Source organism: Pseudomonas sp. gcc21 (assembly GCF_012844345.1).
GTDB lineage: Bacteria > Pseudomonadota > Gammaproteobacteria > Pseudomonadales > Pseudomonadaceae > Halopseudomonas.
In genome coordinates, this window is the sequence record NZ_CP051625.1 from 2586339 (window position 1) to 2601946 (window position 15608).

General features: G+C 58.4%; 13 protein-coding genes. 9 read left to right on the forward strand and 4 right to left on the reverse strand.

All coding sequences use genetic code 11. The features are described 5' to 3' along the window. Positions 1-41 precede the first annotated feature (41 nt). Positions 42-1424, reverse strand: a complete 1383-nt coding sequence (locus HG264_RS11885; RefSeq protein ID WP_256663858.1) for a glutamine synthetase family protein — start codon at positions 1422-1424, stop codon at positions 42-44. Between the two features lie 300 nt (positions 1425-1724). On the opposite strand from HG264_RS11885, the gene HG264_RS11890 reads away from it, so the two are divergent. The 9 genes from HG264_RS11890 to HG264_RS11930 all read left to right on the forward strand — a co-directional run bounded on the left by HG264_RS11890 (position 1725) and on the right by HG264_RS11930 (position 11704). Then, positions 1725-2486 (forward strand): gamma-glutamyl-gamma-aminobutyrate hydrolase family protein, encoded by a 762-nt coding sequence (locus HG264_RS11890; RefSeq protein WP_169407881.1) that lies wholly within the window; start codon positions 1725-1727, stop codon positions 2484-2486. A gap of 7 nt (positions 2487-2493) precedes the next feature. Beyond that, on the forward strand, positions 2494-3840 hold the full coding sequence (locus tag HG264_RS11895; protein ID WP_169407882.1) for a glutamine synthetase family protein: 1347 nt from the start codon (positions 2494-2496) through the stop codon (positions 3838-3840). Positions 3841-3912: 72 nt separating this feature from the next. Next, the gene (locus HG264_RS11900; protein WP_169407883.1) at positions 3913-5286 is read left to right on the forward strand and encodes an aspartate aminotransferase family protein; all 1374 of its coding nucleotides are present in this window, start codon (positions 3913-3915) and stop codon (positions 5284-5286) included. Between the two features lie 218 nt (positions 5287-5504). Next, positions 5505-6608, forward strand: coding sequence for a polyamine ABC transporter substrate-binding protein (locus HG264_RS11905; RefSeq protein ID WP_169407884.1), 1104 nt, complete (start codon positions 5505-5507; stop codon positions 6606-6608). An 89-nt stretch (positions 6609-6697) separates the two neighbouring features. Then, on the forward strand, positions 6698-7834 hold the full coding sequence (locus tag HG264_RS11910; RefSeq protein ID WP_169407885.1) for an ABC transporter ATP-binding protein: 1137 nt from the start codon (positions 6698-6700) through the stop codon (positions 7832-7834). Continuing rightward, entirely contained in the window at positions 7831-8736 is a 906-nt protein-coding gene (locus HG264_RS11915) for an ABC transporter permease subunit (RefSeq protein ID WP_169407886.1), read from the forward strand. The genes HG264_RS11910 and HG264_RS11915 overlap by 4 nt, the downstream gene beginning before the upstream one ends. Further along, a complete protein-coding gene (locus HG264_RS11920; RefSeq protein ID WP_169407887.1) occupies positions 8733-9563 on the forward strand; it encodes an ABC transporter permease subunit in 831 nt (276 codons plus the stop codon). The genes HG264_RS11915 and HG264_RS11920 overlap by 4 nt, the downstream gene beginning before the upstream one ends. Before the next feature lie 110 nt (positions 9564-9673). Beyond that, on the forward strand, positions 9674-10279 hold the full coding sequence (locus tag HG264_RS11925; RefSeq protein ID WP_169407888.1) for a TetR/AcrR family transcriptional regulator: 606 nt from the start codon (positions 9674-9676) through the stop codon (positions 10277-10279). A 300-nt stretch (positions 10280-10579) separates the two neighbouring features. Then, a complete protein-coding gene (locus HG264_RS11930) occupies positions 10580-11704 on the forward strand; it encodes an aminotransferase class V-fold PLP-dependent enzyme (RefSeq protein ID WP_169407889.1) in 1125 nt (374 codons plus the stop codon). A gap of 35 nt (positions 11705-11739) precedes the next feature. Here the strand turns inward: HG264_RS11930 and HG264_RS11935 are convergent, their stop codons facing one another. The 3 genes from HG264_RS11935 to HG264_RS11945 form a co-directional block, all read right to left on the reverse strand. Further along, positions 11740-12456: a VC0807 family protein gene (locus tag HG264_RS11935; RefSeq protein WP_169407890.1), complete on the reverse strand. Its 717-nt coding sequence runs from the start codon at positions 12454-12456 to the stop codon at positions 11740-11742. A 90-nt stretch (positions 12457-12546) separates the two neighbouring features. After that, positions 12547-13524 carry a calcium/sodium antiporter gene (locus HG264_RS11940; RefSeq protein ID WP_178102810.1) on the reverse strand — a complete coding sequence of 326 codons (978 nt, stop codon included), beginning with the start codon at positions 13522-13524 and terminating at the stop codon, positions 12547-12549. Between the two features lie 119 nt (positions 13525-13643). Further along, complete coding sequence (locus HG264_RS11945; protein ID WP_256663666.1) at positions 13644-15338, reverse strand: long-chain fatty acid--CoA ligase; 1695 nt, start codon at positions 15336-15338, stop codon at positions 13644-13646. Positions 15339-15608 lie beyond the last annotated feature (270 nt).

The following is a 15608-nucleotide window of genomic DNA, read 5'->3' on the forward strand; positions in this document are numbered from 1 at the left end:
TCCCGCCACGGTGGCGGGATCTTGGTCGCGCGTTTCAACGATCAGACTGTGTGCAAATACCACATATATTCAAGGTCGGAGATGGTCCGCTCAAACTCCTCCTGCTCGCTTTCCTTGCACAACACGAACACATCCAGATATTCCTCGCCGATGTACTCCTGCATGACCTCGGAGTGCTCCAGCAAGCGCAGCGCGTCGCGCAGGTTGGTCGGCAGCGAAGCCTCATGTTGGTCGTAGGCATTGCCTTCGGTCATCGGAGGCGGCTCGATCTTGTTGGTGATGCCGTAATGGATCGCCGACAGTAGCGCGGCCATAAGGAGATAAGGGTTGGCGTCAGCGCCCGCCAGACGATGCTCGATACGCATGGCATCCGGCTCGCCGCCCGGGACGCGAACAGCAACAGTGCGGTTATCGATGCCCCAGGTCGGCGCGCAGGGCACGAAGAAACTGGGACTGAAACGCCGATAGGAGTTCACGTTAGGACACAGGAACGCCATGTATTCCGGGAGAGTCTGCAGCAGGCCACCAATCGACCAACGCAACCTGTCACTCAGGCTGCCGTCGGGGTTCGGCGCAAAGATGTTCACACCGTCCTTGTCGATCAGACTGATGTGCACGTGCATGCCATTGCCGGCCTGATCGTAATACGGCTTGGCCATGAAGGTGGTGTCCATCTCATGGTCGTAAGCGACGTTCTTGATCACTCGCTTGAGCAGGACGTTGTAATCACAGGCCACCACCGGGTCGTCGACGTGATGCAGGTTGACCTCGAACTGGCCCGGTGCGGATTCGGCCACAATGGCGTCAGCGGGGATGCCCTGCTCGTGGGCAGCCTCGATGACGTCCTGCAGGAATTCGGCGTACTCGTCCAGATCATCCATGGAGTAGACCTGGACCGAGTTCGGCCGTTTGCCGGACATCGGCGAGCGCGGCGGCTGCGGCCGGCCGGTGATGTTCTCCTGATCGATCAGGTAGAACTCCAGCTCGAAGGCCGAGACCGGCTTCAGGCCAAGCTCGCTGAACCGCTCAACGATACGCTGCAGCACATAGCGCGGATCGGCAAAAAAGGGTGTCTTGCGATCCAGCTCATACATGGTCATCAACAGCTGCGCAGTGGGGCGCTTCTGCCAGGGTTCCATGCACAGCGTGCCGGGGATCGGCAGGCAGATGCGGTCGGCATCGCCCATCTCAAGCCCAAGCCCGGTTTCTTCGACAGTTGTGCCCTGGATGTTCAGCGCGAAGACCGACGCGGGTAAAGCGATACCCCGTTCGAAGGCTTTCATCAGAGCAGAGCGGTCGATGCGTTTGCCGCGGACGATGCCGTTCATATCGGCAATAAGCAGATCAATAAAATGAACTTCCGGATGCTCGGCGAGGAACGCCTCAGCTTCCTGGATACTGTCTACCGTCCTGGTTATCGGTATCACAGTATCCGCTCCGGGTTGGGGATGCATGGGTTGTCACCTGTTGTTTGTAAAATATATCAACCACAGTGGTTATAGGGTCAGAGTAAATCCGAAAGGCCAGATCGAGTCAAGCGAGCCGAAGCCCTAGGATTAGAGCGCGGCGCACTGCTTTTCCCGCTATTTTCGCGGGCTTAAAGAGGTGTTTCGAGTATTGTTACTAGGCGTGCAAGAGGGCTTTTGTACCGGCTATTTTTTGTTGCTATTGTATGAAAAATCGAACAACAATCCGCACACGGCCATCCAGCTTAGAGCCTAACCATGTCGTCTCAGAACACGCCTCTTATCGGTATTTCCTGTTGCACGGACAAGACGGGGCCGCACCCATTTCACATCGCCGGCGAGAAGTACATCCTCGCAGTCGTCAATGGAGCCGGCGGTTTACCACTACTGATTCCCGCGCTCGGTAATCGCATCGATACCGGTCGACTGCTGGATACTTTCCATGGTCTGCTGTTCACCGGCTCACCGTCCAATGTTGAACCGCATCATTATAAGGGGGCTCCGAGCATGGAGGGTACCCATCATGATCCTCAGCGCGACGAAACGACACTGCCCCTTATCAAAGCTGCCATCGAGCGTGGCGTTCCGGTGCTCGGGCTGTGTCGAGGCTTCCAGGAAATGAACGTCGCCTTCGGCGGCACCCTGCATCCATGCCTTCACGAAGTGACCGGCTATATTGAACACCGCGAGGACAAAAGCCAGCCGGTGGATTTGCAGTATGGTCCGGCACACGAAGTGCGCATCGAGCCGGGGGGCCTGCTACATCGGATCTCTGGCCGCAGCACGGCCCAGGTCAACTCCCTGCATACACAGGGCGTAAAGGATCTGGCGCCCGGGCTGCGGCCTGAAGCATACGCACCCGACGGCCTGGTTGAAGGCTTCTCCGTTATTGATGCGTCCGGCTTTGCGCTGGGCGTGCAATGGCATCCGGAATGGAAAGTCACCGAGAACACTTTCTACTCCGCTATATTCAATGCGTTTGGCGACGCCTGCCGGGCTTATGCTGCCCGGCAACTCTGAGGAAGTTATGAATCACATCGAAAGCTGGTTGAAGGAACGCAAGATCACCGAAGTCGAATGTATGGTCAGCGATCTGACCGGCATTGCCCGTGGAAAGATCGCACCGACTCTCAAGTTCATTTCGGAAAAAGGCATGCGTCTGCCGGAGAGCATTCTGCTGCAATCTGTGACCGGTGATTATGTCGAAGACGACATTTATTACGATCTGCTCGATCCCGCCGATATCGACATGATCTGCAAGCCTGACCATACCGCTATCTACCTGGTGCCCTGGGCCATCGAGCCGACCGCGCAGATCATCCACGACTGCTACGACAAGAAAGGCGTGCCGATCGAGATGGCGCCGCGCAACGTGCTCAAGAAAGTGCTCAAGCTATACGAAGATAAGGGTTGGCAACCTATCGTTGCGCCGGAGATGGAGTTTTATCTGACCAAGCGCAACGAGGATCCTGACTTGCCGTTGCAACCGCCGATTGGCCGTTCAGGTCGCCAGGAAACTGGCCGCCAATCGTTCTCCATTGATGCAGCCAACGAATTCGATCCGCTGTTCGAAGACATGTATGACTGGTGCGAAGCCCAGGGGCTGGATCTGGATACGTTGATCCATGAAGAAGGTACCGCGCAGATGGAGATCAACTTCCGTCACGGCGATCCCCTTCATCTGGCCGATCAGATACTGGTGTTCAAGCGCACCATGCGCGAAGCAGCGCTCAAGCACGACATTACCGCTACCTTCATGGCCAAGCCGATTACCAACGAGCCCGGCAGCGCGATGCATCTGCACCAGAGTATTCTGGACCTGAAAACCGGCAAAAACGTGTTCTCCAATGCCGATGGCTCGATGAGCAAGCTGTTCCTGTATCACATAGGCGGCCTGCAACGGTACATCCCTGAAGTCCTGCCGCTGTTTGCGCCCAATGTGAATTCATTCCGCCGTTTTCTGCCCGACACCTCCGCACCGGTCAACGTTGAATGGGGTGAGGAGAACCGTACTGCCGGGCTGCGGGTGCCGGATTCCGGTCCGCAGAATCGCCGCATCGAGAACCGCCTTCCGGGCGCGGATGCCAATCCCTACATAGCCATCGCCGGCAGCTTGCTGTGTGGCTATCTGGGCATGGTCGGCAAGATCGATCCCTCTGCTCCGGTCAAGGGTCGCGCTTATGAGCGACGCAACTTGCGCCTGCCCTTTTCTCTCGAGGCCGCGCTGGAACGCATGGAACAGTGCAAGGATATCTCCGAAGTGCTGGGTGAGAAGTTCTGCCGGGGTTACGTGTCGGTGAAACGCGTGGAGCATGAAAACTACAAACGGGTTATCAGCTCCTGGGAACGCGAGTTCCTTTTGTTGAGTGTCTGAAGAAGTCTTTATTCAGTCATCGAGGCGCCCGGTTGCGATGGTCCGGGCTTAGCAACGCAGTAGAGGGGTCGCATGAGCACTGAAAACACTTACACCACAGCGCAACTTCAGGCGCTGGACACTGCGCACTATCTGCACCCTTTCACCGATCACAAGGATTTAGGCGAGCGCGGGACGCGGATCATTGAGCGCGCCGAGGGTGTCTATCTGTGGGACAGTGAAGGCCGCCAGATTCTGGACGCCATGGCCGGTCTGTGGTGCGTCAATATCGGTTACGGCCGTACCGAGCTGGCCGAAGCCGCTTTCAAGCAGATGATAGAGCTGCCCTATTACAACAGCTTCTTCCAATGCGCCAATCCGCCCGCGGTGAAACTTGCTGCGGCGATTGCCGAGCTGGCGCCGCAGCACATGAACCACGTGTTTTTTACCGGTTCAGGTTCAGAAGCCAACGACACCGTGCTGCGCATGGTTCGGCGTTATTGGGATCTCAAGGGCAAGCCCGGCAAAAAGACCGTCATCGGCCGGGTAAATGGCTATCACGGCTCGACCGTTGCGGCCGCAAGCCTGGGTGGCATGGCGCCCATGCACGCCCAGGGCGATCTGCCGATCCCCGGCATCGTTCATATTCCCCAGCCGTACTGGTTCGAAGAAGGCGGCGACATGACGCCGGACGAGTTCGGGATCTGGGCCGCGCGGCAGCTCGAGGAAAAGATCCGTGAGCTGGGCGAGGATAAGGTCGCAGCCTTTATCGCCGAGCCCATTCAGGGCGCGGGCGGCGTAATCATCCCACCGGCAACCTACTGGCCCGAGATCAAGCGCATCCTCGCCGAACACGACATTCTACTGGTGGTCGATGAAGTCATCTGCGGGTTCGGGCGCACCGGTGAATGGTTCGGCAGTCAGCATTTCGATCTCGAGCCTGATCTGATGCCAATCGCCAAGGGCATGACCTCGGGTTATCTGCCGATGGGCGGCGTGGTCGTCGGTGACCGGGTCGCACGCACCCTGATCGACGAGGGCGGCGAATTCTTCCACGGCTACACCTATTCAGGCCACCCGGTCGCTGCTGCGGTGGCGCTGGAAAATCTGCGCATCCTGCGCGACGAGAAGATCGTCGATTACGTGAAAAACGAAGCGGCACCCTATTTGCAGAAAAAGATCGCCGAGCTGGCCGAGCACCGGCTGGTGGGTGAAGTGCGCGGCACAGGCCTGCTCGGAGCTATCGAGCTGGTGAAGAACAAGGCCACTCGCGAGCGGTTTGCCGACAAAGGCAGCACCGGCTCGCTCTGCCGGGACATTTGTGTCAGTAATGGCCTGGTGATGCGCGCCGTGGGCGATACCATGATCATGTCGCCACCGCTGGTGATCAGTATTGGCGAGATCGACGAGCTGGTAGGCTTGATCTGGCGCTGTCTGGATCTGACGGCCGAACAATTAGGGGGTTGATATAAGCCGTCGACTATCCGAACACCGACGCGTCGAATAGAATTCGCCGCCCGGCCAGGCACTGTAAAAAAGCACGGAGCAGCTAATCTGCTCATTACTGGTTCGGTTAGCGTGCAAACTGAAGCGGTGGAAAGGAATTGATAATCGAGCCAGGGCAGCTGCCCGGCTTATAACAAGGCAGGCAACATACTGTGGCTGGAGCCTGCACAGGAGGCGCTATGAAAAACTCGGTACAAAAAACGTTTCTGGCCCTGGCTACTGCTGCCCTGCTTGGTGGCGCTGCGACTGCGCAGGCGAACGGACAACTGAAAGTCTTCAACTGGTCCGATTATATCGCCGAAGACACCATCGCCAATTTCGAGAAGGAAACCGGCATTGACGTCAGCTACGACGTCTATGACTCCAACGAAGTGCTTGATGCCCGTCTGCTGACAGGCCGCTCAGGCTTCGATCTGGTGGTGCCCTCCAACCACTTTCTCAGCAAACAGATTGATGCCGGCGTCTACATGGAGCTGGATCATGACAAGCTGCCGAACATGAAGCACCTCGACCCGCTATTGATGGAACAGATAGAAAGCATCGACCCGGGCAGCAAGCACTCTATCCCCTACATGTGGGGCACAAACGGCATCGGCTACAACGTCGAGAAGGTCAAAGCCGTGCTGGGTGACGATGCGCCTGTCGATTCCTGGGATCTGGTTTTCAAGCCTGAGGTGGCCAGCAAACTGGCCAGCTGCGGCATTACCATGCTCGACTCCGGCGATGACATGATCACCTCCGCGCTCGGCTATCTGCGCCTGGATCCGAACAGTACCGACAAGGACGACCTGAAAAAGGCCGAAGATCTGCTATTGAGCGTGCGTGAGTCGGTTCGCTACTTCCATTCCTCGCGCTACATCAGTGACCTCGCCAATGGCGACATCTGTGTGGCTGTCGGCTTTTCCGGTGATGTATTCCAGGCCGCTGCCCGTGCAGAAGAAGTGAACAACAACGTGAATATCGCCTATACCATTCCGAAGGAAGGCACACAGCTGTGGTTCGACATGATGGCGATTCCGAAGGATGCGCCCAATCCGGACAACGCACACACCTTCATCAATTACATCCTGCGCCCTGACGTCGTCGCGCCGATCACTGACTACGTCGCCTATGCCAACCCGAACAAGGCTGCCAACGAGTTGATCGACGCCGAAATCCTCAATGATCCGGCCATCTATCCGACCGAGGAAGTCATGCAGAAGCTGTATGTTGCCGAACCGCGTCCGTTGGCGGCGCAACGGATCATCACCCGCTCCTGGAACCGGATCAAATCCGGTCGCTGAGTCAGCACAGGCAGTGTTGAGGTCTGGTGCACAAACGCCAGGCCTCGACCTTGTAACGCCTTTATTCGATACCGAGCACGGAGAACACTATGGTTGGCGCTGCAGGGGCCATGAAGCAGGCGATGGCCAAGGCCAAACCTGACGAATTCGTAAAGATCGAGCGGATCAGCAAACGCTTCGATGATGCCTTGGCGGTTGATGACGTCAGCCTGACGGTCAACCGAGGCGAGATTTTTGCCTTGCTCGGCGGGTCCGGCTCCGGCAAATCCACCTTGCTGCGAATGCTTGCCGGCTTCGAGCGGCCCACCGAAGGCCGGGTTATCCTCGATGGTCAGGATCTGACCGATCTGCCGCCGCACAAGCGGCCAATCAACATGATGTTCCAGTCCTATGCGCTATTCCCGCATATGACTGTCGAGCAGAACATTGCCTTTGGTCTGAAGCAGGACAAGATGTCGAAGGCTGACATCCAGGACCGCGTGGCCGAAATGCTCAAGCTGGTCCGCATGAGCGAATATGCAGGACGCAAACCGCACCGGCTTTCGGGCGGTCAGCGTCAGCGCGTGGCCCTGGCGCGTTCGCTCGCCAAAAGCCCCAAGTTGCTGCTGCTGGACGAGCCGATGGGCGCACTGGACAAGAAGCTGCGCTCGCAAATGCAACTGGAGCTGGTCGAGATCATCGAGCGCGTCGGCGTAACCTGCATCATGGTGACCCATGACCAGGAAGAAGCCATGACCATGGCTCAGCGTATCGCCATCATGCATCAGGGCTGGATTGCCCAGGTCGGCACGCCGATGGATATCTACGAAAGTCCGGCCAGTCGTCACGTGGCCGAGTTTGTAGGCAGCGTGAATATTTTCGAGGGCGAGCTGACGGTCGACATGGAAGACCACGCCATTATCGAATGTCCGCAACTGGACCGGCCCATCTATATCGGCCACGGCATCAGTACCCGGGCAGAAGACCGGCACACCATTTTTGCCCTGCGTCCGGAGAAGGTCTGGGTCAGCCCTGACAAGCCCGACCAGGAATATAACTGGGCGCACGGCGAAGTACATGACATCGCCTATCTCGGCGGACATTCGGTGTACTACATCAAGCTCGACAGCGGCCTGATCGTGCAAGCGTTCTTTGCCAACTCCGAACGGCGCATGACGCGCATGACCTGGGATGACAAGGTCTACATCAGCTGGGAAAACGATAGCGGGGTCGTCCTGCCCTCATGAGCAAGCTGACGTCCCGCCTTCTGCCAACCGGTCGCTTCTGGGTTATCAGCGCTCCCTACCTGTGGCTGGGCCTGTTTTTCCTGCTGCCCTTCGCCATCGTGTTGAAGATCAGCTTTTCTGAAGCGGCGATCGCCATACCGCCCTATCAGCCTTTGCTGGAGTACGCCGAACAGTCGCTGAGCATCGCGATCAACCTCGGTAACTACATTTTCCTCAGCGAGGACTCGTTGTATTACGCGGCTTATCTTGGCTCGCTGAAAATTGCCCTGTTTTCGACGCTGATCTGCCTGGTCCTGGGCTATCCGATGGCGTATGCCATTACCCGCGCCCCGCGGGACAAACAGCTGATCTACCTGTTGCTGATCATGATGCCGACGTGGACTGCCATACTGATTCGCGTATACGCCTGGATGGGCATCCTGAGTACCAATGGATTGCTCAACTCGACGCTGATGTGGGCCGGCCTGATCGACTCGCCGCTGCAGATTCTCAACACCGACGCGGCGGTCTATATCGGCGTTGTGTACGCTTATTTGCCATTCATGATCCTGCCGCTCTACGCCAACCTCATCAAGCATGACAACACGCTACTCGAAGCCGCCATGGATCTCGGCGCGGGCAAGATCAAGGCCTTCTGGAAGATCACCGTCCCGCTATCCAGGAGCGGCATCATTGCCGGCTCCATGCTGGTGTTCATTCCGGTGGTCGGCGAGTTTGTGGTGCCCGAATTGCTGGGTGGACCGGAGACCCTGATGATTGGCCGCGTACTCTGGCAGGAATTCTTCAACAACCGTGACTGGCCGGTGGCGTCCGCGCTGGCGATCGTCATGCTTGCGTTGCTGCTGATTCCGATCATCCTCTTTCATTACAACCAGTCACGGGCCATGGAGCGCAACGCATGAACCGGCGTCCAGCATTCTCCACTGGCGTACTCTGGCTGGGCCTGTTGTTCATCTATCTGCCGATGGTGATCCTGGTCATCTATTCGTTCAACGCCTCGCGACTGGTAACAGTCTGGGGCGGTTGGTCGATCCACTGGTATATCGGCCTGCTGGACAACACCGCCTTGATGAACGCGGTGAAGCGCAGTCTGCAGATTGCCTTCTTCACCGCCACCGCCGCGGTGGCGCTGGGCACCCTGGCGGCCTTCGCCATGACCCGCATCAAGCGCTTCCGTGGTCGCACCCTGTTCTCCGGTCTGGTCACAGCGCCGCTGGTCATGCCTGAGGTGATTACCGGTCTTTCGCTGTTGTTGCTGTTCGTGGCCATGGCCCAGGCCGTGGGCTGGCCGGCTGAGCGAGGCATGGTGACCATATGGATCGCCCACACCACCTTTGCCACTTCCTATGTGGCCATTGTGGTCAGCAGCCGACTCGGGGAAATCGATCAGTCAGTGGAGGAGGCGGCGCTGGATCTTGGCTGTCCGCCATGGAAGACCTTCCTGCAGATCACGGTACCGATGATTGCGCCGTCGATTGCCGCGGGTTGGTTGCTGGCGTTTTCCCTGTCGCTGGATGATCTGGTACTCGCCAGCTTTGTGTCGGGGCCCGGCGCCACCACCCTGCCGATGGAGGTGTTCTCATCAGTGCGGCTGGGCGTCAAACCTGAAATCAATGCCATCGCCAGCGTGATCCTGCTGGCTGTCGCGCTCTGCACTCTGCTCGCCTGGCTCATTGTACGCAGCGCCGACCGGCGAGCCCGCGGCGCACGGAAAGACCTGCGAGCCTGACCCGTCAATGCGGCTGCCACCGGCCTCACGCAGATGTGGATGACCGGCAATGCACATCTGCGCTGACGTGGGGGCTGCACCCATCGGGTGTTTGCCTTTAGAATGCGCAAATGAACAGTCATTCGAAGGGAAACAAGGCACCACGGCCACGGATAAAGGACAAGCGTAGCGCGATCCTTCGCGCTGCGCTGACCGTATTTGCCGAAGGTGGTGTCAATGGCGTGCCCATGCCTACGCTTGCCGAACAAGCCGGTGTCGGGACCGGTACTATCTACCGCTACTTCGTCAGCAAAGAGGTGTTGGTCAACGAGCTGTTCCGTGAAGAAAAGCTCGCGATGAGCAAACGCCTTTATGGCCAGCTGGACGACACCCTCAACCCTCAGCAGCAGTTTGCGGTCATCTGGCAGCGCATGGTCGAATTCACCCGGGAAGCGCCCGACTCCTATCGCTTCATGGAGCTACAGGACCACCGGCCGTATCTCGATCAGGCCAGCCGCGAACTCGAACGCAAGATACTCGCCCCCGTCCTGGCCTATTACCGCAGCATGCAAAACAAGGGCACCTACCGCAGCGATATCCGCGCCGAGGTATTGATGGCGCTGGTGTGGGGTGCCTTCGTCAATATGATGAAGGCTGAGCGCGACGGCTACCTGCGATTGGATCTGGCCGATATCGAGGCCGCCCGGGATGCCTGCTGGAGCTTGTGTACCGGGTGATATTTCGGCCCGGCTCGGCGGGCTGCTGTTGGGTCGAGCGGTGAGAGCTGGGGGCTGGGGTTCCTTGGGGTTGGCGTGCGCCTGCGCGCCGACAGGGCTGGCTTGGCAGGTATCGCGCATCGTCTCGGCGCGATCGCGGATTCACCGACCACGTCTCAGGCGTGTCCGTTAATTGCCCGGCAAACCAGAACGGCGCGGTTGAGCATCCCCGATAAATCATCGGTCAGATCAGGTAGCATAGGATCTTTGGCGCGCCGGCTGTGTTCGGCGCAACCTTCCGCCTGATTTGGAGAACCTGCCGTGTCCAGCCTGCACCCAAGCGTCGATCCCGACGGTCTGCTTGAATATTCTGTGGTTTTCACCGACCGCTCGCTCAACCACATGTCCACCACCTTTCAGCAGGTCATGCGGGACATTTCCGGCACTCTCAAGGACGTCTACCAGGCCGCCGGTGTCGCGGTCGTGCCGGGTGGCGGCACCTATGGCATGGAAGCAGTCGCCCGCCAGTTTGCCCAGGACAAGCGCTGTCTGGTTATCCGCAACGGCTGGTTCAGCTATCGGTGGAGTCAGATCTTCGAAGCGGCCCGGTTGCCCGCCGAAGAGATCGTGCTGAAAGCGCAGCAAACCGGCACCGACGAACAGTCCCCCTTTGCCCCTGCGCCAATCGAAGAAGTGGTGGCGACGATCCGCGAGCGCAAACCGGATCTGGTATTCGCCCCTCATGTGGAAACCGCTTCAGGCATCGTTCTGCCGGACGATTACCTGCGCGCAGTGGCCGATGCGGTACACGAAGTGGGTGGTCTGTTTGTACTGGACTGCGTGGCCTCCGGCACCCTCTGGGTCGACATGCAGGCGTGTGGCATCGACGTATTGATCAGCGCTCCGCAGAAGGGCTGGAGCGCCTCGCCCTGCAGCGCGCTGGTCATGTTCAGCCCGCTGGCGCTCGAGCGCATCGCCGATACGGCCAGCAACAGCTTCGCCTGTGATCTGAAGAAATGGCTGCAGATCATGCAAGCCTATGAGAACGGCGGCCATGCCTATCACGCCACGCTGCCCACCGATGCGTTGAAGCAGTTCCGCGACACCATGCTGGAAACCCGCGATTACGGCTTCGACAAGGTCAAGCAGGAGCAGTTAGCACTGGGCAAGGCGGTTCGAGCGCTGCTTGCCGAGAAGGGTTTCAAGAGCATTGCTGCAGAGGGCTTCGAAGCGCCTGGCGTGGTCGTCAGCTATACCACCGACGATGGCATCCAGAGCGGCAAGGCCTTCATCGAGCATGGCCTGCAGACCGCATCAGGTGTGCCACTGATGTGCGACGAACCGGCCAGCTTCAAGACCTTCCGCATCGGCCTGTTCGGTCTGGACAAGCTGCACAATGTTGAGCAAACCGTTGCCAGGCTGCGCGAAGCGTTAGAGCGGCTGTAACAAACACAGAGGAAGCCGCAATGGCTTCCTCTGATCTATTTTGGCGGGTGCGCGACGATATCTTCCATCTTCAGGCCCGTCAGGCCATGAATCGTCCGCCAGAGATAGAACAGTATCGCCATCATCATGACCATCGAAGGAATGGCTATCACCGGATAGCTGACCAGGGTCATGCGCCCCAACTCCTCATTGAACGCGCTGGTCCCCGCCGGGCTGACCACTATCCATTTGGCCAGGGTGTAATTGGCCAGAGAGGAGAAAAAGAAGGTGCCCGCCAGAAAGTAGGTTGCTTTCAACAGGCGCAATTCGAATATATCCATCAGCCCACGTTCTTCCAGCCGCTCATTGACGCGGCGCACATTCAACACCCTGTCGTTGTAGAGCAGTGTACGAATCAGCGGATAGGATGTGCGGGTCGACACCAGCACGGCAACACCAATCAAGCCCGGCACCGCCGCTTCCTTGATCGCCAGCCATTTGGGGTCCAGCTCCATCAGGCCGATACCACCAGTCAGAAATACACTGATCACGCCGAGCATGGCGATGAAGTTGAATTTGCGATAGCGCACCAACTCGAACAGGCCCCAGCAGATGGGAAAGGCCAGTGCGAGAACCAATGCTTGCGCGGCGCCGAGGTCATCCTCACCACTGAACTTCATCAGTATCACCGATGGGATAACGATACTGACCAGTAGATCGACCATCGGCCGGGGTTTGTGCTGCGGTATTTTCTCTTGTGTTACGTCGGTCATGATGGCTCAGGCAGTTCCGGATGGTCTGGTCATGTTACACGGAACGCGCTCAGCACAGAGCCCGACCGGGCAGAATTTTAGCTCTGCCCGCTAGCCGGCACTGATGATGGTAAAGGCGAGATAGCCTGTGTAGCAGATGTAAGCCAGCATAAGCGCCCCGCCCTCCAGACGGTTGATACGGCCTTGTTTGCCATTCAACCCGATACACATGATCAGTAGCGCTACGGTCAAGGCTGCCATCACCATCCAGTCGCGGTACAACACCACCGGCTCGACAGCCAGCGGCATGATGCCCGCAGCAATACCCACCACGGCAAGCGTATTGAACATCCCCGAGCCAATAACGTTACCCAGTGCCAGGTCATGCTCGTTCTTGCGCACAGCCACCAGAGCGGAGGCAAGTTCCGGCAGGGAGGTACCTACCGCTACCACGGTAAGGCCGATAATCAGATCGCTGACGCCGAGACTCTGGGCGATGAAGACCGCGCCCCAGACCAGCACGCGGGAGCTGACCACCAGCAACACCAGCCCTACAATCAGCCAGAACAGCGCCTTTTTCAGCGGCATGGCGTGTTCTTTCAGCTCTTCGTCGTAGTTACTCTCCAGGGTATCGCCCCGGCCGCGCAGTCCCTGCACGATCGACCAGCCCATAAGCAAAGCGAAGGCGCCGAGCAGAACCCAGGCATCCATCCGACTGAGATTGCCGTCGATCAACTGATAACCGGCCAGCAGGGTAATGCCGAGCAGCACGGGTAGCTCTTTGCGTACAACCTGGGAGTGCACAACGATGGGGCTGATCACCGCGACCAGACCGATGATCAACGCGATATTGGTGATATTGGAACCGTAGGCATTGCCCAGTGCGAGGCCGGGGTTGCCCTGCGAGGCTGCCAACGCCGAAACGACCATTTCCGGAGCGGAAGTACCAAAGCCAATCACCAGCATGCCGATCAACAGTGGCGGCATGCCCGCGTGTGTCGCCGTGGCCGAAGCGCCATCAACGAAGCGGTCAGCGCTCCAGACAAGAAGTGCGAGTCCGGCGATTACAGCGAGCAGTGCCATCAGCATGAAATGAAACCTTGCGTTCTATGAATGAAATAAGGCCTGTGGATGCATTGTTGCTGTCGCAACGACACATTCACAGGCCCGGCATTATCCGACAAAGCGAGCGCCCATTCATAGGCCGATCAGGCGGTTTGACTGACCAGATTTAGCCGCTCCTCTTCGTACAGTTCCTTCTTCGACAGCTTGCCTACCGGTGTTTTCGGCAAGGCGTCGCGTATGGCCATTGCCTGCAACCGTTCATGACGTCCCAGACGTGGCTCGAGAAACGCCTGCAGCTCAGCAAAATCGAACGCCTCAGCGCCAGCCTTGAGCTTGATAAACGCCTTGGGTGCCTGCCCCCGATAGGCGTCTTCGACGCCGATAACAGAGACCTCCTCGACCGACGGATGTTCATAAATCGCTTCTTCGATGGTGCGCGGATACACGTTGAAACCGCTGCAGAGGATCATGTCCTTGGTCCGGTCAACGATGTACAGGTAGCCATCCTCATTCATATAACCGATGTCACCGGTACGTAGATAGCCGTCGTCTGTCATCGCCTCGGCGGTGGCATCCGGACGTTTCCAGTAGCCTACCGTCACGTTTGGCCCGCTGATGCAGACTTCGCCGCGCTCCCCCGGAGCGAGGGTGCCTGGGGAGCCGTCCAGCGGAGCGATGCGAATACGCGTGCCCGGCATCGGAATGCCACATGAGCCCGGACGTGGTTCAGCACCCATGGGCGAGAAGGTCCCGGTTGTCGTCGTCTCGGTCATGCCCCAACCTTCGCGCAGACTGCAGCCGGCCATCTCGAAGTAACGCTGCTGCACTTCGGTAGGCAACGGCGCACCGCCTGAATTGCACAACTTCAGGGAGGTCAGGTCATGTTGCGGCGTGTCGGGGTGTCCCAGCAGGCCGATGAACATGGTCGGCACGCCCGGGAAGGTCGTGATCTTGTTCTGGCTGATTTCACGCAGCACTGTCGGCGCGTCGAACCGTGGATGCAGGTACACCTCGGAGGCCATGCTCAGGCCAAACACCATGTTGATCATCAGCGCATAGATATGAAAAGGCGGCAACACAGCCAGGACCCGCTCCTGGCCAGGCGTCAGCGCCACCTCGAGAATTTCCTTCAGCTGTGCGCAGGCAGAAGCGATATTGCCATGGGTCAGCATCGCCCCCTTGGGCGCCCCGGTCGTACCGCCGGTATATTGCAGCACGGCCAGCGTCGACTCGGCATCGTCCAGCGCAAAGACACGATATTCGCCGGTGTTGTCCAGCAACTGGCTGAACGCAACGCAGCTCTCGTCGAACGTCACCTCTACGGCAGGCCCCAGCTGGTCAGCTCCGGGCGTCACGCCCGGCCCACAGAAATCCGTCATACCGCCGACAACCAGGGTTTGCAAACGGGTGCGCTCGCGCAGACTGGCCATCTTTGGATAGAAGGCTGCTAGATCCAGCGTCACCATTACTTCGGTCTCGCTGTCTTCGATTTTATGTTCGAGTGTGCGCTCGGCGTCCAGAGGTGAGTAATTCACCACAGTTCCGCCGGCACGCAAGACCGCAAAAAAGCTGATGTAATAATGCGGTGTGTTAGGCAGATACAGACCCACGTGCACGCCGGGGCCTACGCCCAGGTATTGCAGTCCCGCTGCGGCCCGGGAGATCAGATCATCCAGCTGACGGTAGCTCAAGCGGTGACCGAGGAAGTTGATGGCGGGGTTATCTGGAAAATGGCGTACCGCATCGGCCAGCAATTCATTGACCGGTCGAGCCGGCAACGCAGCGTTCCAGTCAACATTATCCGGATAGGATCGCAACCAGGGCATTTCGCTATTCACAATAGTACTCCGCGTATTGTTTTTGTAAGTATGAAACCAGGGTCTGTTGACGTTTCATCGCGGCCGCGACGGAGACCCGTTTGATGCAGAACAAGGCGCGAGGAGAGAAATTTGCTCAGCACATCCATGTGCTTCACCCCTCCGGGGCTTGCGCGCAAAAACGCTCCAGGCGTTTTTGTGGTTGTTCCAAATGAGCGACGAGTAACGCAGTGCTGCGCTAAACGGGCCCCGTCCCTACGGGTTGCGTGGCAAATGACGCCATGCGGCGTT

Excerpts from the sequence above, each read along its gene's own strand:
- HG264_RS11925 (WP_169407888.1), top strand. The coding sequence starts at position 9,674 with ATGAACAGTCATTCGAAGGGAAACAAGGCACCACGGCCACGGATAAAG.
- HG264_RS11920 (WP_169407887.1), top strand. The coding sequence starts at position 8,733 with ATGAACCGGCGTCCAGCATTCTCCACTGGCGTACTCTGGCTGGGCCTG.
- HG264_RS11940 (WP_178102810.1), bottom strand. The coding sequence starts at position 13,524 with ATGCTGATGGCACTGCTCGCTGTAATCGCCGGACTCGCACTTCTTGTC.
- HG264_RS11915 (WP_169407886.1), top strand. The coding sequence starts at position 7,831 with ATGAGCAAGCTGACGTCCCGCCTTCTGCCAACCGGTCGCTTCTGGGTT.
- HG264_RS11895 (WP_169407882.1), top strand. The coding sequence starts at position 2,494 with ATGAATCACATCGAAAGCTGGTTGAAGGAACGCAAGATCACCGAAGTC.
- HG264_RS11905 (WP_169407884.1), top strand. The coding sequence starts at position 5,505 with ATGAAAAACTCGGTACAAAAAACGTTTCTGGCCCTGGCTACTGCTGCC.
- HG264_RS11890 (WP_169407881.1), top strand. The coding sequence starts at position 1,725 with ATGTCGTCTCAGAACACGCCTCTTATCGGTATTTCCTGTTGCACGGAC.
- HG264_RS11910 (WP_169407885.1), top strand. The coding sequence starts at position 6,698 with ATGGTTGGCGCTGCAGGGGCCATGAAGCAGGCGATGGCCAAGGCCAAA.
- HG264_RS11900 (WP_169407883.1), top strand. The coding sequence starts at position 3,913 with ATGAGCACTGAAAACACTTACACCACAGCGCAACTTCAGGCGCTGGAC.
- HG264_RS11935 (WP_169407890.1), bottom strand. The coding sequence starts at position 12,456 with ATGACCGACGTAACACAAGAGAAAATACCGCAGCACAAACCCCGGCCG.